Raw genomic sequence first — 22052 nt, 5'->3', positions numbered from 1 at the left:
CGTTGAGCATACGACGCGACACATTCCGAAGCCGTGCCATTAACCTACGCGATCCGCGAGAGACGGGTCGTTTTTCAGGAGCATTAAACATGACTCTGTTGACCCCCGAGCAATTCGCCGCAGCACAGAAAGCCAATTTCGAAGCCCTTTTCGGCTTGACGAACAAGGCGTTCGAAGGTGTGGAGAAACTGGTCGAACTGAACCTGCAGGTCGTGAAGTCGACGCTCGCGGAAAGCCAGGAAAACGCGCAACGCGCGCTGTCGGTGAAGGACGCGCAAGAACTGCTCGCGCTGCAAGCCTCGCTGGCGCAGCCGGTGGCCGAGAAGGTGCTGTCGTATGGCCGCCACCTGTATGAAATCGCCTCGGCCACGCAAGCTGAGTTCGCCCGCGTGGCGGAAGCCCAGTACGAAGAGCAGAACCGCAAGGTGCAGGCGCTCGTCGACAACGTCGCCAAGAACGCGCCGGCTGGTTCCGAAACGGCTGTTGCGGTCATGAAGTCGGCCATCACGGCCGCCAACACGACCTACGAAACGGTCCACAAGGCAACGAAGCAAGCCGTCGAAATCGCCGAGAGCAACTTCAACGCCGCCGCCACGGCTGCGACGAAGGCCGCTCAGCAAGCCGCCTCGCAAGCTTCGCGTGCCGCCGCTACGAAGAAGACGGCTGCCTAAGCTTTCTCACCCGTAGCAGCAGTAACGAAACGGCGCGCTCCCGAAAGGAGCGCTCCGTTTTTGTTTTCAGCGCCCGGCTCACATGCCAGCGGACATCGAGCGTTCGGCCCCCTCGGGTGCCGAACGCTTTCGTCCATTACTTCTTCTTTTGCGGCGGCAAGTCGGTGCAGACACCCTCGTAGAGCTCGGCGGCCATCCCGATCGATTCGCCAAGCGTCGGGTGCGGATGAATCGTCCGCCCGATATCGGTCGCATCGGCGCCCATCTCGATCGCAAGGCAAACCTCACTGATGAGGTCGCCCGCGTTGAGGCCGACGATACCCCCGCCGATCACGCGATGCGTCGCCTCGTCGAAGATCAGCTTCGTGAAGCCCTCGTCGCGGCCGTTCGCAATGGCGCGCCCCGAAGCGGCCCAGGGGAACACGGCCTTGCCGTATTTGATGCCCTCGGCCTTGCACTGGTCTTCGGTCTTGCCCGCCCAAGCCACTTCCGGATCGGTATAAGCCACCGACGGAATCTGGATCGCGTCGAAGTATGCCTTCTCGCCGTGCGCGGCCTCGGCCGCAACGTGTCCCTCATGCACGGCCTTGTGCGCAAGCATGGGCTGCCCGACGATGTCGCCGATCGCAAAGATGTGCGGCACGTTCGTACGCATCTGCTTGTCGACGTCGATGAAGCCTCGGTCGGTGACGGCAATACCGGCTTTCTCGGCACCGATCTTCTTGCCGTTGGGACTGCGGCCGACCGCCACGAGCACGAGATCGTAACGCTGCGGTTCGGCCGGCGCCTTCTCCCCTTCGAACTTCACGTAGATGCCGTCGGGCTTGGCCTCGGCAGCCGTCGTCTTCGTCTTCAGCATCATGTTGGCGAAGTGCTTGCCGCTGTACTTCTCCCAGACTTTCACGAGATCGCGGTCGGCGCCCATCATGAGGCCATCGAGCATTTCGACGACATCGATCTTCGCGCCGAGCGTGGCATAGACCGTCGCCATTTCCAGACCGATGATGCCGCCACCGATGACAAGCATGCGCTGGGGAATCTGGCGCAGCTCGAGCGCGCCGGTCGAGTCCACGACACGCGGATCCTCGGGCATGAATGGCAGCATCACCGCCTGCGAGCCCGCCGCGATGATGGCCTGCTTGAACTTGACGACCTTCTTGCCGCCCTCGGTCTGCACTTCCATATGATGCGGATCGGCAAACGTGCCGACGCCGGTGACGACCTCGACCTTGCGCGCCTTCGCCATGCCGGCCAGGCCCGTGGTCAATTTCTTGACGACACCCGATTTGAATCCGCGCAGCTTGTCGAGGTCGATCTGCGGCGCACCGAACGTGATCCCGTGCGCCGCGAGCGCGGCCACCTCGTCGGTGATGAGCGCCGTATGCAGCAGCGCCTTCGACGGAATGCAACCGACGTTCAGGCAGACGCCGCCGAGCGTCGAATAGCGCTCGACGAGCACCGTCTTCATGCCGAGATCGGCGCTGCGGAACGCGGCGGAATAGCCGCCAGGGCCCGCGCCGAGCACGAGCATATCGCACTCGATGTCGGCACCGCCGCCATAGCTGGCGGCCTGCGGTTCAGCAGCGGAGGCCGCTTTCGCGGGTGCAGGTGCGGGTGCCGATGCAGCCGCCGGCGCACTGGCCGCCGCGGCCGGCTTCGCGGCCGCCCCCTCTTGCGCTTCGACGAGCGCGATGACCGTGCCTTGCGAAACCTTATCGCCCGCCTTGATCCGCACTTCCTTGACGGTGCCGGCCGTATCGCTCGGCACTTCCATCGACGCCTTGTCCGACTCCAGCGTCAATAGCGATTGCTCCTTTTCGATGACATCGCCCGGCTTGATGTTGACCTCGATGACATCGACGTCCTTGAAGTCGCCGATATCCGGCACTTTTACTTCGACGAGACTCATTCACGTCCCCTTCTTGTTAGCGTCGACAGTCACAGAATCACGCGCCGGAAATCGGCGAGCAGCGCGCAAAGATAGGCGTTGAAGCGCGCCGCTTCGGCGCCGTCGATGACGCGATGGTCATACGACAGCGAAACAGGCAGCGTCAGGCGCGGCACGAATTGCTTGCCGTCCCATACGGGCTTCATCGCACCGCGCGACAGGCCGAGAATGGCCACCTCGGGGGCGTTGATGATCGGCGTGAAGTGCGTGCCGCCGATGCCGCCCAGCGACGAGATCGAGAAGCACCCGCCTTGCATCTGATCCGGCTTGAGTTTGCCTTCACGCGCAAGCTTGGAAAGCTCCGCCATTTCCTTGGCGATCTCGATCAAGCCCTTCTTGTCGGCGTCGCGAATGACAGGAACGACGAGGCCGTTCGGCGTGTCCGCGGCAAAGCCGACGTGGTAGTACTGCTTGAAGACCAGGTTGTCGCCGTCGAGGCTCGCATTGAACGTCGGGAACTTCCTCAGCGCCGAAACGACGGCCTTGATGACGAACGCGAGCATCGTGATCTTGACGCCGGCCTTTTCGTTTTCCTTGTTCAGCGTGACGCGCAGCGCCTCGAGCTCGGTGATATCGGCTTCGTCGTTGTTCGTGACGTGCGGGATCATCACCCAGTTGCGATGCAGGTTCGCGCCCGAGATCTTCTTGATGCGCGAAAGCGGCTTCGCCTCGATCGGACCGAACTTCGTGAAGTCGATCTTCGGCCACGGCAACAAGCCGAGTTCGCCGCCGCCCGCGGCAGGCGCCGCAGCGCCCGCGGGGGCGCGCTGCCCCGTCATGACGCCCTTCACGAAAGCCGTGACGTCGTCCTGCGTAATGCGCCCTTTCGGTCCGCTGCCGCGCACCTGCGCCACATCCACGCCGAGTTCGCGCGCGAACTTGCGCACCGACGGGGATGCATGACTCGGCTGGCGCGAACCGCCCTCGCCGGCCGGGATCGACGGCGCCTGCGCGAGTGCCGACGGGTGCGCCGGCACGCTTTGCGGGCCCGCGGGACGCGGCGAATCGAGCGGCTCGACGTTCTTTGGCTCAGGCGCGGCCGGCTGCGCGGCCGGTGCCGCCGCAGCGGCGCCGCTCTCCGATTCGAGCATGAGGATCACAACGCCCTCGGATACCGTATCGCCGACTTTGACGTTGATCGCCTTCACTACGCCGGCGGCCGGGCTCGGCACATCCATCGTCGCCTTGTCCGACTCGAGCGTGATGAGAGACTGCTCCTTCTCGACGCGGTCCCCCACCTTGACGGCGATCTCGATGACCGGCACGTCTTTGTAATCGCCGATATCGGGAACCTTGACTTCCTGCTGGCCGCCTGCCGCCGCGGGCGCGGCAGCTCGAGCAGGCGCGGCCGGTGCCGCGGCAGGCGCCGCCGCACCGTTGCCCTGGGCAGGTTTGGCGGCGGCCGGAGCGCCCCCGCCTTCGAGCACGACGATCAACGTGCCTTCGGACACGGGATCGCCTTGTTTCACCTTGATCTCCTTCACCGTGCCCGCCGCGGGGCTCGGCACGTCCATCGTCGCCTTATCCGATTCGAGCGTGATGAGAGACTGCTCCTTCTCGACGGCATCGCCCGGCTTCACCAGGATATCGATGACGGGGATGTCCTTGAAATCGCCGATGTCCGGCACCTTGACTTCGATCGCTTCACTCATTTGTTGGTGTCTCCAGGGCTCGCGAGCCTGCCCGCCGCATTGGCGCGGCAGGCGGGCTTGGGGCGCTCGCGAAGGCAATGCCTTAAACGGTCATCGGGTTGGGTTTGTTCGGGTCGAGCTGGTACTTGGCAAGCGCGTCGGCTACGACCTTGCGCTCGATCGTACCTTCATCCGCAAGCGCGTTGAGCGCCGCGACGGTGACCCAGTAGCGATCGACTTCGAAGAAGTGACGGAGCTTTTCGCGCGTATCCGAGCGGCCGAAGCCGTCCGTGCCGAGCACGACATAGCGCTGCGGCACATAGGCGCGGATCTGTTCGGCCAGCGCCCGCACGTAATCGGTCGACGCGACGACGGGGCCCGGCGCGTCCTTGAGCAGCGTCTCGACGTGCGAAAGCTTGCGCGGCTCGTTCGGATGCAGCAGGTTCCAGCGCGACGCGGCCTGTCCCTCGCGGGCCAGCTCGGTGAAGCTCGGCGCACTCCAGAGATCGGCCGCGACGCCCCAGTCGTTCTTGAGCAGATCGGCAGCGGCGATGACTTCATTGAGGATCGTGCCCGCGCCCATCAGTTGCACGCGCGGTGCCTTGGCCGGCGCGTCGCTCTTTTTCAACGAGTACAGGCCCTTGATGATGTCTTCCGCTACGTGCTCGCCCTGCGGCAGGGCCGGGTGCTCGTAGTTCTCGTTCATCACCGTGATGTAGTAGAAGACGTCTTCCTGTTCCTGCATCATGCGGCGCAGACCGTCTTGCATGATCACGGCGAGTTCGTAACCGAACGTCGGATCGTAGGTCACGCAATTGGGCACCGACGATGCCCACAACAGCGAATGGCCGTCTTCGTGCTGGAGGCCTTCGCCGTTCAGCGTCGTGCGGCCGGCGGTGCCGCCGAGCAGGAAGCCGCGCGAGCGCATGTCGCCCGCGGCCCAGACGAGGTCGCCGATGCGCTGCAGGCCGAACATCGAATAGAAGATGTAGAACGGCACCATGATCTCGCCGTGCGTCGAGTACGACGTCGCGGCCGCGATCCAGTCGCACATCCCGCCGGCTTCGTTGATGCCTTCCTGCAGAATCTGGCCCGTCTCCGATTCCTTGTAGAACATGAGCTGGTCGGAGTCTTCGGGCACGTACTTCTGCCCGTCCTGATTCCAGATGCCGATCTGGCGGAACAGACCCTCCATGCCGAAGGTGCGCGACTCATCCGGCACGATCGGCACGATGCGCTTGCCGAGCGCCTTGTCCTTCAAGAGGATGTTGAGAATCCGCACGAACGCCATCGTCGTCGAAATCTCGCGCCCTTCACCCGTGCCCTTGAGCAGCGGCTCGAATACCGACAGCTCCGGCACCGGCAGCGGTTGCGCTTTCTCGCGGCGCGTCGGCAGATAACCGCCGAGCTCCTGCCGTCGCGCACGCATGTATTCGAGTTCCTTCGAGCCTTCCTCGAACGTGAGGTACGGGACATTGCCGATCTCTTCGTCCGAGATCGGCAGGCGGAACTGGTCGCGGAACCCCTTGAGCTGCTCCACCTGCATTTTCTTTTGCTGGTGGGTGATGTTCATGGCCTGGCCGGCTTCGCCCATGCCATAGCCCTTGATCGTCTTCGCGAGGATGACCGTCGGCTGGCCCTTCGTGTTCGAGGCCGCGTGGAACGCCGCGTAAATCTTGTGCGGGTCGTGTCCGCCGCGATTGAGGTTCCAGATGTCCTCGTCCGACCAATCCGCGACGAGCGCCTTCAACTCGGGCGTATTGAAGAAGTGCTCGCGCACGAACGCGCCCGATTCAGACTTGTACGTCTGATATTCGCCGTCGACGACTTCCATCATGCGGCGCATCAGCGCGCCCGTCCTGTCGCGTGCGAACAGCGCATCCCAGCGGCTGCCCCAGACGACCTTGATGACATTCCAGCCGGCGCCGCGGAACTCGGATTCGAGCTCTTGAATGATCTTGCCGTTGCCGCGTACCGGACCGTCGAGACGCTGCAGGTTGCAGTTGATGACGAAGACCAGATTCTCGAGCCGCTCCCGGCCGGCCATGCCGATGGCGCCCAGCGATTCCGGCTCGTCCGTCTCGCCGTCGCCCAGGAACGCCCAGACCTTGCGGCCATCCGTATTGGCAACGCCGCGCGCGTGCAGATACTTCATGAAGCGCGCCTGATAGATCGCCATGATCGGACCGAGGCCCATCGACACCGTCGGGAATTGCCAGAAGTCGGGCATCAGCCACGGGTGCGGATACGAGGAAATGCCCTCGCCGCCCACTTCCTGACGGAAGTTATCGAGCTGTTTCTCCGTGAGACGGCCGAGCAGGAATGCGCGCGAGTAGATACCGGGCGATGAGTGGCCCTGTACGAAGACGAGGTCGCCGCCGTGCTTGTCCGACGGTGCGTGCCAAAAATGATTGAAGCCCACATCGTAAAGCGTCGCGGCCGAGGCGAACGAGGCGATATGGCCCCCGACGTTCGTGTCCTTGCCGGCGCGCAGCACCATGGCAATGGCGTTCCAGCGCGTGTACGAGCGGATGCGATGTTCGATATCCTGGTCGCCCGGGATTTTCGCCTGGCTGGCAACGGGAATCGTGTTGATGTAGGGGGTGTTCGCCGAAAACGGCAGATGTTCGCCATGCACGCGCGCGAATTCGATCTGCTTTTCGATGAGGTAGTGCGCGCGGTCAGGGCCGACGGCGGAGATCACGCCCTCGAGCGCTTCGAGCCATTCGCCTGTTTCCTGGGGATCGTCGTCTTTATCGGCGGCGACATACTTCATGACTTCGTCGGGCACAGCGGACATTCTCGTCTCCTGGATAGGGAATGCTCTTTGGACATACGCAGGCCGGGTACGGCCGCGGCAATTGTCGGCGATTGTAAAGAGGCTGGCCCCTCATGCGCAATCAATTTTTCAAATTACGAGATCATTTCTCATAATGCGGAATATTGTTGCGACGCACCGGGAATCTGCCCAAGACGGGACCCAAAGCGGCCAATCGTCCGAATCGCCTCGGGTTTCTCCCTGTTTTACGCCAATTGGCGAGGCGGCGCTGCGCTACAATTCGAGCCATGTTGACCGATCGGCTTTTCGCACGCTCGGCGCGGCCGTCCGGTGCCCGGGCGGACTCGACGCCGTCCCGCTGGCACCACGGACCGTGGTGGTCGAATTCCTATTTGCTGACGCCGCTCCTGTCGATCCTGGTGTTCCTCGTCGTCATGAGCCTCATCCTGTGGAGTCTGAACCGCAGGGAACAGCAGCAGCAAGAAGATACGTTGTACCGCAATGTCGCCTGGGCGCAGCAGCAAATCCGGCTCTCGATGACCGGAGCCCAGGAACAGCTGCAGGCGCTCGCGCGCGATCTCGCGGCCGGACACGCGGACCAGCACTCGTTCCAGATGTCGATGACCGACATCGTGCAAGCGCATCCCGAAATTCTCTACGTCAACTGGTATACGAGCCAGAAGCAGCCCCGCTGGCCCGACACGCCGTTGCCGCTCGCCGGCCAGCGTTTCGCGCGGCTCACCGACGCGCAGATGGATGTCGCCGTCACGGCCGGATTCGGAGAAGCGCGCGCCACGCGGCGCCAGATCTACTCGCCGCTCATCTACGATGACCTCGGCAACGGCTACCTGACGCTGCAAACGCCGATCTACCGCGACCGTGAATTCCTGGGCGCCATTGCCGCCGTCTTTTCGATCGAAGGCGTGCTCAAGCACGATATCCCGCCCGAGCTCTCGGCGAAGTACAAGATCTCGCTGCTCGATGCGAACAACCGCGAGCTCGCGACCACGTCGACGCGTCCGCGCCTGCCGCGCGATCTGTTCTACGACCTGCCGCTCGATCCGCCGGGCCAGGGGCTGACGGTCCGGGTCTACGCGTTCCCGCAGCTGACGAACTTCACCAACAACACGCTCGTATGGCTCGTGGCCGGCTTGTCGTGCTTCGTGCTCTGGAGTTTGTGGAGTCTTTGGAAGCATACGCGCCAGCGTTTCGAGGCGCAGCAGGCACTGTATGCCGAGGCGTTCTTTCGCCGGGCGATGGAAAACTCCGTGTTGATCGGCATGCGCGTGCTCGACATGCACGGACGCATTACTCACGTGAACCCGGCGTTTTGCCGGATGACGGGCTGGGACGAAAGCGACCTCGTCGGCAAAACGGCGCCCTTCCCCTATTGGCCGCGCGACGCCTACCCTGAAATGCAGCGCCAGCTCGACATGACGCTGCGCGGCAAGGCGCCGTCCTCGGGTTTCGAATTGCGGGTGCGCCGCAAGGACGGCTCGATCTTTCACGCACGCCTTTATGTCTCGCCGCTCATCGACAGTTCCGGCCGGCAAACGGGCTGGATGTCTTCGATGACCGACATCACGGAGCCCAAGCGCGCAAGAGAGGAACTCGCCGCAGCGCACGAGCGGTTCACCACGGTACTCGAGAGCCTCGACGCGGCCGTCTCGGTGCTCGCGGCCGACGAAGCCGAGCTGCTTTTCGCGAACCGCTATTACCGGCACCTGTTCGGCATCCGGCCCGACGGCCATCTCGAGCTCGCGGGCGGCGGCTTCGACAGCACCCAAGCGTCTTCCGATTCGATCGACATGATCGATACCTATGCGGGATTGCCGGCCGCCGCGCTCACCGAGAGCACGGCCGACGCGCAGGAAGTCTACGTGCAGAGCATTCAGAAGTGGTTCGAGGTCCGGCGCCAGTACATTCAGTGGGTCGACGGCCATCTCGCGCAGATGCAAATCGCGACCGACATCACGACGCGCAAGCAGGCGCAGGAACTCGCGCGCCAGCAGGAAGAAAAGCTTCACTTCACGAGCCGGCTCATGACGATGGGCGAAATGGCCTCGTCGCTCGCGCACGAGCTCAACCAGCCGCTCGCGGCGATCAACAACTACTGCTCGGGCACGGTCGCGCTCGTCAAAGCGGGCCGTACGCAGTCCGATACGCTGTTGCCCGTGCTCGAAAAAACGGCTCAGCAAGCGGTGCGCGCAGGCATGATCATCAAGCGTATTCGCGAGTTCGTGAAACGCAGCGAGCCCAAGCGGCAGGCGGCGCGCGTGTCGGATATCGTCGCCGATGCGGTCGGCCTGGCCGAGATCGAAGCGCGCAAGCGCCGCATCCGGATCCTGACCGAGATTCGCTCGCGTCTACCTGTCATCTATGTCGACCCGGTGCTCATCGAGCAAGTGCTCGTCAACCTGCTCAAGAACGCCGCGGAGGCCATGTACGAGGCCCATCCGAACGCCACCGACGCCGTGATCCGCGTCATCGTCAAGCTCGATGCCGGTTTCGCCTGCATCAGCGTCGTCGATCAGGGACCGGGTGTGGACGAAGCCGCCATCGAACGGCTGTTCGAACCGTTTTACAGCACCAAATCGGATGGCATGGGCATGGGGCTCAATATATGCCGTTCGATTATCGAATCGCATCGCGGCCGCCTGTGGGTTGTGAACAACGTCGACACCAACGGAAAGATCACAGGCGCGACGTTTCACTGTAGTCTGCCGATCGGCGAACCTGCCGATCCGAACCAAGGCGGGTCCGAGGCACCTCGACCACAAACCGTTACGGGAGAGCTATGAGTAGCCCAGTCACCAGTCAGGAAACCGTCTTTGTCGTCGACGACGACGAGGCCGTGCGCGATTCGTTGCGTTGGCTGCTCGAGGCGAACGGCTATCGGGTGCAGTGCTTCTCGAGCGCTGAACAATTCCTCGAGGCTTATCAGCCCGCACATCAGGCCGGCCAGATCGCCTGCCTGATCCTCGATGTGCGCATGTCGGGCATGAGCGGCCTCGAGTTGCAAGAGCGGCTTATCGCCGAAAACGCCTCGCTGCCGATCATTTTCGTGACAGGTCACGGCGACGTGCCGATGGCCGTCTCGACGATGAAAAAAGGCGCGATGGATTTCATCGAAAAGCCGTTCGACGAGGCGGAACTGCGAAAGCTCGTCGAGCGCATGCTCGACAAGGCCCGCAGCGAGAGCACCAGCGTGCAGCAACAGCGTGCGGCTGCCGAGCGGCTCTCGAAGCTGACGGCCCGCGAACATCAGGTGCTCGAGCGCATCATCGCCGGGCGTCTGAACAAGCAGATCGCCGACGATCTGGGCATCAGCATCAAGACCGTCGAGGCGCATCGCGCCAACATCATGGAAAAGCTCAGCGTCAATACGGTCGCCGATCTGCTGCGGCTCGCATTGTCGAACAAGCCGCAGCAATAACCACTTCCCGGCGGCGGCGCCACCGGGGCGCCCAGCCGGACGGATCAGTCAGTCTTGTGACGGCAGCACCTCGCAGCGGTGCGTTCTCTCGAGCGCACCGCGCATCGATGTCGCTATTGATCTAGTACGCGTCGCTTTTCGGCCCGGCGGTATAATCCCCATTTTGCGCGCCGTTGCATAAGCGCCGCCCCAGCGCGACAAACGCGGCCCTACGGCGCCGCCTCTTCCCTTCGCTTCGAAGTCCGCGCCGCGGCCGCCGTCTCGCGTATCGCATCGTCATTTTTTCAATCTCGACCGACCACCATGACAGCCACACTGATCGACGGCATCGCCCTTTCGAAGACCCTGCGCAGCGACGTCGCCGCACGCGCCGCCGCGTTGACGGCACAAGGTTGCCAGCCGGGTCTTGCGGTCGTGCTCGTCGGCGACAATCCGGCGAGCGAGGTCTACGTCCGCAACAAAGTGAAGGCATGCCGGGACAACGGCATCCACTCCTCGTACGACCGCTATCCGGCCACGCTGAGCGAAGCGGCGCTGCTCGAACGCATCGACGCGCTCAACCGCGATCCGTCGATTCACGGCATCCTGGTTCAACTGCCGCTGCCGCCGCACATCGACAGCCACAAAGTCATCGAAGCGATCGCGCCGGAGAAAGACGTCGACGGTTTTCACATCGCCAATGCCGGTGCGCTGATGACCGGCAAGCCGCTTTTCCGTCCTTGCACGCCCTACGGCATCATGAAGATGTTCGAGGCCTCGGGCATCGATCTGCGTGGCGCGAACGCCGTCGTCATCGGCCGCTCGAACATCGTCGGCAAACCCATGGCGTTGCTCCTGCTTGAAGCCGGTGCAACGGTCACCATATGCCATAGCAAGACCCGCGATCTGGCGGCGCATACGCGCGGTGCGGACGTGATCGTCGCCGCGACGGGGCGGCGCAACCTCGTCACGGCCGATATGGTCAAGCCCGGCGCCGCTGTCATCGATGTCGGCATGAACCGCGACGATGCCGGCAAGCTCTGCGGCGACGTCGACTTCGCCGGGGTCAGCGCGGTGGCCGGGTTCATTACACCGGTGCCCGGCGGCGTCGGGCCGATGACGATCACGATGCTGCTCGTGAATACGATCGAAGCGGCCGAACGCTGCGCCTCGCATCGCGAGCAGTCCCGTTAGGACACGAGTTCTCCAATACGGTTATCCGGTCCGCAGGACAATGTCCGGATTCGATCAACGACAGACAGGAAGCGCCATGGCCAACAACACGCACGATACGTCCGCCTCCTCCGGCACGCGCTCGCGTGAGGACAATCCGCTGCTCGATTTCTCCGGTTTGCCGCGTTTCGGCGAAATCCGTCCGGAACACGTCACGCCAGCGCTCGATGTGCTGCTTGCCGATGCGCAGGCGGCGATCGACCACGCGCTCGATCCGCATACGCCGGCCACGTGGGCCGATGTGGTGGAGGCCACCGAGCAGGCGACCGAGCCGCTTTCGCGCGCCTGGGGCATCGTCGGTCACTTGAACGCCGTGGCCGATACGCCGGAGCTGCGCGCAGCCTACGGCGAGAACCTGCCGCGCGTGACCGAGTTCTGGTCGAGCGTCGGCCAGAATCTCGAGCTTTTCGAAAAATACAAAGCCATCGCCGCAAGCCAGGGTTTTACGGCACTCAGCCGCGAGCGCAAGAAGATCCTCGAGAATGCGCTGCGCGATTTCCGTTTGTCGGGCGCCGAACTGCCGGAAGATCAAAAGCCGCGCTTCATGGAACTGCAGGAGCGTCAGGCCGCGCTCGCCAAGGCGTTTTCCGATCACGTGCTCGATGCCACGAATGCGTACGCGTATATCGCGAAGACCGACGCCGAGCTCGCCGGGTTGCCCGACGACGTCGTCCAGGCGGCGCGCCAGGCGGCCGAGAGCGCGGGTGTCGAGGGCTGGAAGTTTACGCTGCACTTTCCTTCGTATTTTCCGGTCATGCAGTACGCCACACATCGCCCGATGCGCGAAGCGATGTATCGCGCCTACGTGACGCGCGCCTCGGAGCTCGGCGGTACTTACGGGGCAGGCAAAGCCGAGTGGGACAACACGGCGATCGTCGCCGAACTCTTGAAGCTGCGGCGCGAGGAAGCGCGCATGCTCGGCTACCGCAACTTCGCCGAAGTCTCGCTCGTACCCAAGATGGCCGATTCGCCGGAACAGGTGGTGGCGTTCCTCGACGATCTCGCCAACCGCGCGCGGCCCTACGCTGAAAAGGATTGGCAGGAACTGCGCGAGTTCGCCGCCGCTGAGCTGGGCTTGACGCAGCTCGAGCCGTGGGACATCGCTTTCGCCGGTGAACGGCTGCGTGAGAAGCGCTATGCGTTCTCCGAGAACGAAGTCAAGCAGTACTTCCCGGAGCCGGCCGTGCTGGGCGGGCTGTTCAAGGTCGCCGAGGCGCTCTTTGGCGTACGGATTCGCGCCGATGAAGCGGCGCGCTGGCATCCGGACGTACGCTTTTTCCGCGTGGAGAACAGCGACGGTTCGCTCGTCGCTCAGTTCTACCTCGATCTGTACGCGCGCGAAGGCAAGCGCGGCGGCGCGTGGATGGACGATGCGCGCTCGCGCCATCGCAAGAGCGAGGCCGAGGGCGGCCTGCAAACGCCCGTCGCCTATCTGACCTGCAACTTCTCGGCACCGGTCGGCGGCAAGCCGGCCTGCTTTACGCACGACGAGGTGATTACGCTATTTCATGAGTTCGGGCACGGTCTGCACCACATGCTGACGCGCGTGGACGAGCTCGCGGTGTCGGGTATCAACGGCGTCGAATGGGATGCGGTCGAGCTGCCATCGCAGTTCATGGAGAACTTCTGCTGGGAATGGGACGTCCTGGCCGATATGTCTTCCCATGTGGATACGGGCGCGAAGCTGCCGCGCGCGCTCTTCGACAAGATGTTCGCCGCCAAGAACTTCCAGAGCGGGCTCGCGACGATGCGGCAGATCGTCTTCTCGATGTTCGATATGCGTCTGCATATCGACTTCGATGCTGAAGGCGCCGGAAGCGCCAACGAGCTCGCGCGCGAGATCAACGAGCGTTACCACGTGATCCCGCAGGCGTCTTTCTCGCGTTGGCCGAATACGTTCAGTCACGTCTTCGCCGGCGGCTATGCTGCCGGGTATTACAGCTACAAGTGGGCGGAAGTGCTGTCGGCCGACGCGTACGCGGCATTCGAGGACGCAGCGAAGCTGGCGGATGGCAGCGTGCTCGATGCACGCACGGGCGAGCGGTATCGCCAGGAGATCCTCGAGGTCGGTGGCAGCCGGCCCGCGATGGAATCGTTCAAGGCATTTCGCGGGCGCGCACCGACGATCGACGCACTGTTGCGCCACAACGGCATGGCCGGGGCACCCGCGCAGTAGGCGCGGGGAGCACTCACGGAGCACTCCGGGAGCGGCACGGCCGGCACGCCGCGCCTGTGCCGCTCACGGTGCGCACCCGGTTTGTTTAGCGATAGAGCCTGAAATCGACTTCGCGCGGACGGCCGTCGATCGCGAGCGATGCCCGCGCCGCGGGAGAACGTGCGATCACTTTTCCCCGCCTGATGACGGCGAGCCGCGCGGCACGCAGACGAATCGCTTCTACGGAATCGCGCGCGTCGAGCACGACGCAATCGGCACGACAGCCCGGCGCGATACCGTAACCATCGAGCCCGATGATACGAGCTGCATTGACCGTGACCGCATCGAACGCGGCTCGCATCGCGGCTTGGCCTGTCATCTGGGCCACATGCAGCCCCATATGCGCGACTTCGAGCATATCGCCCGAGCCCAGGCTGTACCACGGGTCCATCACGCAATCGTGGCCCAACGCCACCGGAATGCCGGCCGCCAGCATCTCCGGTACGCGCGTCATGCCGCGCCGCTTCGGATAGGTATCCGAGCGCCCTTGCAACGTAATGTTGATGAGTGGATTGGCAATCGCCGCCACACCGGATTCGCGCATCAGCGGCAGCAGCTTGCTGACATAGTAGTTGTCCATCGAATGCATCGAAGTCAGATGCGAGCCGGTCACACGTCCGCCGAGCCCGAGCCGATGCGCTTGCGCGCAGAGCGTTTCGATATGGCGCGACAGCGGATCGTCCGATTCGTCGCAATGCATATCGACGGGCAGGCCCTTGTCCGCCGCGAATTCGCACAGCATGCGAATCGACTCCGCGCCGTCCGCCATCGTCCGCTCGAAATGCGGGATGCCGCCCACCACGTCGACGCCCATCGCAATCGCGCGCTGCAGGTTGTCGAAGGCGCCCGGACTGCGCAGCAGGCCATCCTGCGGGAAAGCGACGAGCTGGAGATCCAGATACGGCGCGACGCGGCGCTTCACTTCGAGCAGCGCCTCAACCGCGAGCAGCCGCGGATCGCAAACATCCACGTGAGAGCGAATCGCCAGCAAGCCGCGTGCAACAGCCCAATCGCAATACTGCAGCGCACGCTCGATGATCGCCTCGTGCGTGAGCTCGGGCTTGAGCTCGCCCCATAGCGCGATGCCTTCGAGCAAGGTCCCCGATTCGTTCACGCGGGGCAGCCCATATGAGAGCGCGGCATCGAGGTGAAAATGCGCATCGACGAACGGCGGGCTCACGAGCGCACCGGCTGCATCGATCTCCTCCTGGGCCGATGCGCCGAGATCCGGTTCGACCGCCTGGATGCGTTCGCCGACGATGCCGATGTCGACGGGCCGATCACGCCCCGCGACATGCGAGGGCAAGGTAGCGCGGCGAATGATGAGGTCCATCGGCGAGTCCTCGGGTAATGAGTGAATGAGGTAGAAGCAGGCACTGCGCACCGCGCGCTGCGGCACGCCGACGAACGGCGTGCCATCGATTCTAACCCTCGCCCGCGGGCTCGCCTTCTTGCGTCGCCCCATCCTCGAAAAGCGGAAACTGGCCGTTCATGCGGCTTTCGTCTTCCTCCAGACGCACACCCACGCCGAGCAGCCGCACCGGGCGGTCTCGTCGCGCCAAGCCTTTTTCGAGCAGCACGAGCAGCGTGGGCAGGTGCGTCGCATCGGCGACGCACTCGACAGTCGTCCGTTGAAAGTCCGCGAACCGGATCTTGACGAACATCTTGCGAATCGCGGCCGCGGCACCCACGCGTTCGATGCGCACGTCGAGTTGTTCCGCCAGACGACGCAGTTCCCGCGCACATTCGTCGAGCGTGCGCAGATCGGTTACGTACGTCGTCTCGACGCTGACCGATTTCCTTTCCTGATCCGCCTGCACGGTCCGATGATCGATGCCGCGCGAGAGTTCGTAAAGGCGTTTGCCGAAGACGCCGAACCGGCGGTGAAGGTCGACCAGCGGCCATGCTCGCAAATCGTTGCAAGTCACGATGCCCAGCTTTTCGAGCTTGGCGGCGGTCACCTTCCCCACCCCGAAAATCTTGCGCACGGGCAACGCGGCGACGAAGGCGTCGACTTCATGCGGACGCACGACGAACAAGCCGTCGGGCTTGTTCCAATCCGATGCGATCTTGGCGACGAACTTGTTCGGTGCCACACCGGCCGAAACGGTCACGCCCACGGTCGCTCGCACGCGCTCGCGGATCTGCTCGGCCATCAACGTGGCGCTTCCCTTGCAATAGGGGGAATGGGTGACATCGAGGTAGGCTTCGTCGAGCGAGAGCGGCTCGACATCGGCCGTGTATTCACGGTAGATCGCCATGATCTGGCGCGAGGCGATGCGGTATTTTTCCATCGCGGGCGGCAGGATCAGCAAGTCGGGGCACTTGCGCACGGCGAGCGCGGACGACATCGCCGAATGGATGCCGAACCGCCGCGCTTCGTAGTTGCAGGTGGCAACGACGCCTCGGTGCTCGGGCCGGCCGCCCACTGCGAGCGGGCGCCCACGCAAGGTGGGATCGTCGCGCATTTCGACCGACGCGTAGAAACAGTCGCAATCGCAATGGATGATTTTGCGGGCGAACGGAGCCGGCACACCGGACGGTGCGCTCGGCGCATCGGAAAAGGAAGGATCGCGCGGGCTCAAAGTGGCACTACTGTACAAAACCACAGTAGGCAATTCAAGCACCGCGCACGCCGGTGATGCGGCGCTACGTCACCGCGGCGAGGAATGCGGCTTTCGGGAGGCGTTCAAGCGGGCTCGCGAGCCACCCTACCCGCCACCTGAAAGAACGCTACTGCCTGGCTCAGCTGCCCCCCCTGCTCGTCGAGCGATTGCGAGGCGGCGGCGGCCTCTTCGACGAGTGCCGCGTTTTGCTGCGTCACCTCGTCCATCTGCGTGATCGCCACGCCGATTTGCTCGATGCCGCGGCTTTGTTCGTTCGAGGCGGCAGCGATCTCACCCATGATGTCGGTGACACGTGCGATCGCCTGCGTGACGTCGGCCATCGTTCGACCCGCGTCGCCGGCAAGCGCCGAGCCGTCCTGGATCGTTTGTACCGAAGCCGTAATCAGGTCCTTGATTTCCTTGGCCGCGCTCGACGAGCGTTGCGCGAGCGAACGCACCTCGCTTGCGACGACGGCGAACCCGCGCCCCTGCTCGCCGGCCCGCGCTGCTTCGACCGCCGCATTCAGCGCGAGGATGTTGGTCTGGAACGCAATGCCTTCGATGATCCCGGTGATGTCGGCGATTTTCGTCGAACGTTCGCTGATCTGCGACATTGTCTCCACCACGCGGCCCACGACGTCGCTTCCCTTATGCGCCACCTCGGATGCATTGGTGGCAAGCGAGCTGGCCTGCTGCGCGTTTTGCGCATTCAGTTGCACCGTCGAGGTCAGTTCTTCCATGCTCGATGCCGTCTGCTGCAACGATGACGCTTGCTGCTCCGTGCGCGAAGAGAGGTCGAGGTTGCCCGCGGCGATCTGCGAAGTGGCGGTGGCGATCGTCTCGCTGCCCGCGCGGACTTTGCCCACCACCTCTTTGAGGCTTTCGCACATTTGCGAGAGTGCCGCAAGCAGTTGCCGGTTTCATCCGAGCTCACCGCGTTCACGCGTCTCGTCAAATCTCCGCTCGCCACGTTGTGTGCGAATGCGACCGCCTCGCCCAGTGGCCTTGTGATCGAACGGGCCACCACGGAGGCCAGTGCGAGCACGCCCATCAGCACGAGACCTGCGCTAACGCCTTCGGACCATTCGGCGTTGCTCATGATGCGGGTAGCTTCGTCGGCACCCTGCCTGCCCAGTTGCGCGTTATACGCGCGATGCGCGGTCAGCGCAGCACTGCGCAGTTGCGCGGCATCGGCGACCTGGGTTGTGAACAAGGTAAAGGCTTCTTCCTTCTTGCCATCACGAGCAAGTGCGATCGCCTGCTCGCGCACTTGCTCGGTTTTGGCTACCGCCTAGCGGTCCGCCGCCAGCAGGGCGCGGTCCTTGTCGTCGGACGTGACCGACTCGTACACTTTAAACGCGGAACGCGCTTGCTCGGACTTTTGTGCGATCGCCTCTTCGATGCTTTTGGCCGCCTGAGGGTCGCTCACCGAAATGTACTTTCCGGTGAGCACTGCAGCGACCGAGGCGAACAAAGGTAGGTAAATAGCGACGCCTACCGGCGATCTCGAGGACCTACATTGAGACCAAAAAGTTAGGCGTCAGGAACATCTAATCGCCTTATTTCAACAGGGCCGGCTTCGAACGAAGCCCGCAGACGTAGATCTGAGGAAACCCGGCCCAACGTCGGTCTCTTTTGTCGCGGGCATTTTCGGGCCTGCGTGCATCACGACATGCAGCACAGCCCCAATCGGCATAGGGGATAGCCTTCGGGCTACGCCCTGCCACGCGACCCGGCATGCGGGTCCGCACCGGGCGGTTCAAGAAGTTGAGGTTAGCAGAGACGGGGTACTCCGAGGCGGTCGAAGTAAGCGATGGTCAAGACGCGTTTGAGTGCGCCGTCGCTATTGCGCCACCAGCGACGGCTGTTGGTTGGTTCGGCGCACGCTTTCGTTGACATGGCTTAGATCGATTTCGCAATTCGACCGTCAACCACCGTGCGAGCTACGCCGCGCGCAAAAGCTCGAGGCGGTCGGGTGTGTTCGACGAGCACTCAACAATGCGACGCTTTGAAACCCGGAAGGCCATTGATGTGCCGTTCGCAGTCAGGCAGTCGAGCATCCAGCGTCCGAGCCTGCCCTGACGTGATTTTTACCGCATGTACACCGGACGGGGTCGTTATCCAGCACACTGGCTCGCCCGTCTTCGTCCATATCCGTGCCGGTCCCCTGGATCGGGTGCTCCCCCGGACAATTGCCACAAGTGGCCATCTCCCCATCGAGTGCGATACGCCGATCACCATCGAACATGGTCGACGCAGTTGCGATGACCTTGCCACCCGTGGTGGTGGGATCACCGTGGCAGACAGAAGCTTTACTCATTTAAGAAAAATCTAAGTTAACAAAAGACTCAATTGTCTGGTTTTGAATTACTAAAAACAGCCTCATCTATCCGCTTTTTCGAGCAGACCGGTCACCGATCGCCCCCGCGATCATCGATAAAGGCTACACTACGAAGGATACGCAAAATTCCTGGCAATAATTCCTCTTCGGCCCCTCAAGCTTCATCGATTGACCAGCCCCGCACGCAGCGGCTTTATCGTGAACAGACAAAATTAATAAAAGCGGACACATTGATCCTCCTCACCATTAATCCGGTCCGTCGCCATCACAAAACCAGCGGCATTGCGCGATTTTAGCTGATAGATACGAGAGACAGACGGTCAATCGCACACCCAGGGGGCTCCATGACTACCGATAAAATCTGATGTTCCATCCAATACCAGGTAGACTAAATGCGACGCACTCACGCAACAACACTGCAGGATGACTAGCAGCATTGCCGCCTTTCTGCGGCAATGCGAACGTGTGTTGGTCAATAAACGGCGCCCAAGCATGGCCCACCCCGAAGACTTCGAATGCTACCTGTTGGCTATCTGTTGTCATCTATTGCTATCATCCTTCGGGGTGTCGATAAAGCTTACACCCCGAAGAATACGCAAAATATAAGGCAGGTAATCACTCTTCGGATCTTCAAGCTTCATTGATTGCCCATCACCACAGACCGCAGCTTTATTGTGAAACAAGCAAAACGAATAAAACCGAACACGCTGACCCTCTTCACCGTTAATTTGATCCGTCGTCGTCAAAAACCCAACTGCGTTCTTTGATTTTAACTGATAAATCCTCGAAACATGGGATAAGATTTTTTCATCATCCCCCTTGTAATATAATTTCCAGATATTTTTATTAGTATCCCAAGATGCCCCGAATGCCTGCGCTGCGTTATCGAAATCCGTTCCAACTTGGCACTCGAAATTAACTCCAAGCTTCCCAAGTGTGCTGTGCACGGGGGGCGCATCGACCCAATACCCGGCTGTTTTTTGCATCCGGCTGTCCAGATGCCCTCCGTAGTAATCAACCACGCTGATTGCACAACCTGGCTGCCCCATGTCGACCGACAAAACTTTGGTTTTCACCTCGGCCGTCGATTGTGCGAAGGCAACGCTCGTCGGACACAGCATCGCGAATAATAATGCAAGAGCACTTAGCTTTTCTTTCATTCTTCAATCCCTTCTGGGTTGACGACCTTCTGGAAATGGAAGCAGCGTTCCGGTTCCATCCGGAAACCACGGCTCACCTACTACCGCCAGTGTTTGAGCGAATCCGATGCAACGGGCCACGTATCCGTTGAAGGTAGAATTCGGATTACCAACGCCGGCCGGGTAATTAACCGCCGCGGAAGCGTCATGAAAGTTATCGCTGTGATAATAAATCTTTTGAACTGCGGGACTAGTATCTGGATGATGACGTTGCGGCGGTCTTGTGGCTGACACTTCTCGACGTTGTAGAACGATGTCCCTGTCCGCATATTGCGCCATCTCCATTTTCGACCAGTAAAATCCAGCACTATCCGCCGGAAAAAGCCGACTGTCGGGCGTCGGCGAGTTATCCTCACCCCCGCCCACGCTAGCACGCCATCCGATCATAACCTGCGTGACGCCACTGATGTCATCCCCGATGTGGGCCTGTGCATGGGCACGATCTGCGCTCGCTGCCTTATACGCATTATGCAATTGAGTACGCGTTTGTTGAGAAATTTGGGAGCCGCGACCAATAAAATCCCAATAACAAACATAATTGTCGGGGCCCGTCAACTGGAGAAATCCGCGCCCATCCCACGGGTAATACCACATCGTTGAATTGTTTTCGTGGAGCTTGGTAAGCCATTGTGTCTCTTGCAATGCATTCCCGAAGAATGCAGACATCCGCTTTGGCGTATTGATGAGATATTTCCGCAATACTCGATTAAGCGGCAAAACGTTATGTCGCAAGAAATTATCGGTTGCCTCGCGAACGGCTTCGTAGTACATAGCCTGGTGTGGCCCCTCACGCAAGACTTCTTTGGGCAAAATCTGTTCGAACTCGGTTTCACTGAACCATCCACATGTTCTCAACTGTGCCACGAACGCCGTCGCAGGAAAATGCCAGCACTCATTCGCTGCCGGCAGGTCAGGGTCGATGGTGTCCTCCCAGAAGCCCAGAACGCGCGCATGCTCCATCAACGTCGCGAAATCCTCATCGGAGAGCGGATTGCTCAACGCCTCGTGTGGGCTCTTCAACCACAAGTAGCGATCCGATAGTCCATCCCGACTCCATTCCGTGGGGAACTTGCATACGGCGTGAGACAGACGCTGTTTTACCGCATCAGTGCGCAATACCCCCATCGCGTCGGCGTGAGTGAGATGTCCAGAATTATTGACATCCAGCCACCGCTTTACGGTCGGCGAGTCACACAGACTGTCGGGCGTCGGGTCATCATTGATAAAACTCCATCCTGCCCATTCCGGAAAATCTGCATCGCTATAGACTCGCACGCTGGCCACCGACAGATTGATCCACCCGTCACCGTCCGGCGTCTTTACCTTCCTCCAATGGTTGAACCGCGCACCGGCAGCAAGTTGGTCGTTGATGCAGCGACCGAAGCGAATCGTCTCGAAGACTGCGCTGGGTGATGGCGCTGTCACGCCGCTGCCGACGCCCGCAAGGCTACCGTCGCCATAGCGGGCAGATAGCGCCAAAGCGCGTTTATACAGGCCGTATTCCGCCTCGCTCTCAGCGGGCATTGCGCCTAGAGCAGACCAGTTCCCATCAGTAGCTTGAACATAAGTGGTCAGCGTGCAGTCTTTTTCGTAATGCATACGGATTACAAGGTCGCAGCTAGTTCCCGTCTCGCTAAGGGCCGCCTGAGAGTGGAGTCCCCCAACAGCCGCAGCACTGTCATCGTCACGGTAAGGGTGGGGCTCCTTGGCAAAAAGCTTGGCGCCTTGCGGCACAAAGAACCAGATGTCCCCATAGACCGCATCGGTCCGCCCTGTTTGCCCAGCCGGACCGGGCTCTCGTCCGATGATCTTCTTAAGATTCGCCTCGTCGCACACGATCTCGAAGTGAATCTGCGGAAACTGTCCGTAGATTTGGCCGGGAGTGCCCAAGATGTCCTTCCGATAGATCTTCTTGCCCACCGCCAGCGTTGGCATGACGTTTTGCAGATGCATGTACACCGAAAAGAAGGTGATCTTCGCGTTGTCACCCTCGCCAATCTCGGTGTCGTGCCGG

The 22052-nt window shown here is 61.9% G+C and carries 13 protein-coding genes and 2 pseudogenes; 5 read left to right on the top strand and 10 right to left on the bottom strand.

Annotated features, from left to right (window positions below; all coding sequences use genetic code 11):
- The first annotated feature begins 89 nt into the window (after window positions 1–89).
- Entirely contained in the window at window positions 90–671 is a 582-nt protein-coding gene (locus tag ACO1XS_RS18370) for a phasin family protein (RefSeq protein WP_173255417.1), read from the top strand.
- A 136-nt stretch (window positions 672–807) separates the two neighbouring features.
- On the opposite strand, the gene lpdA is transcribed toward ACO1XS_RS18370, so the two are convergent.
- The 3 genes from lpdA to aceE form a co-directional block, all read right to left on the bottom strand.
- Window positions 808–2580 carry a dihydrolipoyl dehydrogenase gene (gene lpdA / locus ACO1XS_RS18365; RefSeq protein WP_486391354.1) on the bottom strand — a complete coding sequence of 591 codons (1773 nt, stop codon included), beginning with the start codon at window positions 2578–2580 and terminating at the stop codon, window positions 808–810.
- Window positions 2581–2609: 29 nt separating this feature from the next.
- Window positions 2610–4271, bottom strand: a complete 1662-nt coding sequence (aceF, locus tag ACO1XS_RS18360) for a dihydrolipoyllysine-residue acetyltransferase (RefSeq protein ID WP_331570751.1) — start codon at window positions 4269–4271, stop codon at window positions 2610–2612.
- 82 nt (window positions 4272–4353) lie between these two features.
- Window positions 4354–7050 (bottom strand): pyruvate dehydrogenase (acetyl-transferring), homodimeric type, encoded by a 2697-nt coding sequence (gene aceE / locus ACO1XS_RS18355; RefSeq protein ID WP_331570749.1) that lies wholly within the window; start codon window positions 7048–7050, stop codon window positions 4354–4356.
- A 266-nt stretch (window positions 7051–7316) separates the two neighbouring features.
- Between aceE and fixL the strand changes: the two genes are divergently transcribed.
- From fixL to ACO1XS_RS18335, 4 genes are all read left to right on the top strand, one after another.
- Entirely contained in the window at window positions 7317–9830 is a 2514-nt protein-coding gene (gene fixL, locus ACO1XS_RS18350) for an oxygen sensor histidine kinase FixL (protein ID WP_331570747.1), read from the top strand.
- Complete coding sequence (gene fixJ, locus ACO1XS_RS18345) at window positions 9827–10465, top strand: oxygen response regulator transcription factor FixJ (RefSeq protein ID WP_331570745.1); 639 nt, start codon at window positions 9827–9829, stop codon at window positions 10463–10465. Before fixL ends, fixJ begins: the two co-directional genes overlap by 4 nt.
- Before the next feature lie 303 nt (window positions 10466–10768).
- Window positions 10769–11638 (top strand): bifunctional methylenetetrahydrofolate dehydrogenase/methenyltetrahydrofolate cyclohydrolase FolD, encoded by an 870-nt coding sequence (gene folD, locus ACO1XS_RS18340; protein ID WP_486391353.1) that lies wholly within the window; start codon window positions 10769–10771, stop codon window positions 11636–11638.
- A gap of 76 nt (window positions 11639–11714) precedes the next feature.
- Window positions 11715–13853, top strand: coding sequence for a M3 family metallopeptidase (locus tag ACO1XS_RS18335; protein WP_486391352.1), 2139 nt, complete (start codon window positions 11715–11717; stop codon window positions 13851–13853).
- An 85-nt stretch (window positions 13854–13938) separates the two neighbouring features.
- Here the strand turns inward: ACO1XS_RS18335 and ACO1XS_RS18330 are convergent, their stop codons facing one another.
- The 7 genes and pseudogenes from ACO1XS_RS18330 to ACO1XS_RS18300 form a co-directional block, all read right to left on the bottom strand.
- Window positions 13939–15225 (bottom strand): amidohydrolase family protein, encoded by a 1287-nt coding sequence (locus ACO1XS_RS18330; protein WP_486391351.1) that lies wholly within the window; start codon window positions 15223–15225, stop codon window positions 13939–13941.
- 91 nt (window positions 15226–15316) lie between these two features.
- Window positions 15317–16501 carry a DNA polymerase IV gene (gene dinB, locus ACO1XS_RS18325; protein WP_486391350.1) on the bottom strand — a complete coding sequence of 395 codons (1185 nt, stop codon included), beginning with the start codon at window positions 16499–16501 and terminating at the stop codon, window positions 15317–15319.
- 80 nt (window positions 16502–16581) lie between these two features.
- Window positions 16582–17951 (bottom strand): annotated as a pseudogene (locus tag ACO1XS_RS18320) (methyl-accepting chemotaxis protein); the annotation flags it as partial.
- 320 nt (window positions 17952–18271) lie between these two features.
- Window positions 18272–18370: pseudogene (locus ACO1XS_RS18315) on the bottom strand (reverse transcriptase domain-containing protein); the annotation flags it as partial.
- Between the two features lie 172 nt (window positions 18371–18542).
- The gene (locus ACO1XS_RS18310; protein WP_486391349.1) at window positions 18543–18818 is read right to left on the bottom strand and encodes a PAAR domain-containing protein; all 276 of its coding nucleotides are present in this window, start codon (window positions 18816–18818) and stop codon (window positions 18543–18545) included.
- A 560-nt stretch (window positions 18819–19378) separates the two neighbouring features.
- Window positions 19379–19999 (bottom strand): hypothetical protein, encoded by a 621-nt coding sequence (locus ACO1XS_RS18305; RefSeq protein ID WP_486391348.1) that lies wholly within the window; start codon window positions 19997–19999, stop codon window positions 19379–19381.
- A 3-nt stretch (window positions 20000–20002) separates the two neighbouring features.
- A partial coding sequence (locus tag ACO1XS_RS18300; RefSeq protein WP_486391347.1) for a hypothetical protein occupies window positions 20003–22052 on the bottom strand: 2050 nt, incomplete at its 5' end.

This window comes from Trinickia sp. (assembly GCF_057351765.1).
This window is presented reverse-complemented; position numbering and strand designations above follow the sequence as displayed.

Bases quoted from the DNA above. Each gene is read 5' to 3' on its own strand.
- ACO1XS_RS18330 (WP_486391351.1), bottom strand. From the start codon at position 15,225: ATGGACCTCATCATTCGCCGCGCTACCTTGCCCTCGCATGTCGCGGGG.
- fixL (WP_331570747.1), top strand. From the start codon at position 7,317: ATGTTGACCGATCGGCTTTTCGCACGCTCGGCGCGGCCGTCCGGTGCC.
- fixJ (WP_331570745.1), top strand. From the start codon at position 9,827: ATGAGTAGCCCAGTCACCAGTCAGGAAACCGTCTTTGTCGTCGACGAC.
- ACO1XS_RS18370 (WP_173255417.1), top strand. From the start codon at position 90: ATGACTCTGTTGACCCCCGAGCAATTCGCCGCAGCACAGAAAGCCAAT.
- ACO1XS_RS18310 (WP_486391349.1), bottom strand. From the start codon at position 18,818: ATGAGTAAAGCTTCTGTCTGCCACGGTGATCCCACCACCACGGGTGGC.
- lpdA (WP_486391354.1), bottom strand. From the start codon at position 2,580: ATGAGTCTCGTCGAAGTAAAAGTGCCGGATATCGGCGACTTCAAGGAC.
- aceE (WP_331570749.1), bottom strand. From the start codon at position 7,050: ATGTCCGCTGTGCCCGACGAAGTCATGAAGTATGTCGCCGCCGATAAA.
- folD (WP_486391353.1), top strand. From the start codon at position 10,769: ATGACAGCCACACTGATCGACGGCATCGCCCTTTCGAAGACCCTGCGC.
- ACO1XS_RS18335 (WP_486391352.1), top strand. From the start codon at position 11,715: ATGGCCAACAACACGCACGATACGTCCGCCTCCTCCGGCACGCGCTCG.
- ACO1XS_RS18305 (WP_486391348.1), bottom strand. From the start codon at position 19,999: ATGAAAGAAAAGCTAAGTGCTCTTGCATTATTATTCGCGATGCTGTGT.
- aceF (WP_331570751.1), bottom strand. From the start codon at position 4,271: ATGAGTGAAGCGATCGAAGTCAAGGTGCCGGACATCGGCGATTTCAAG.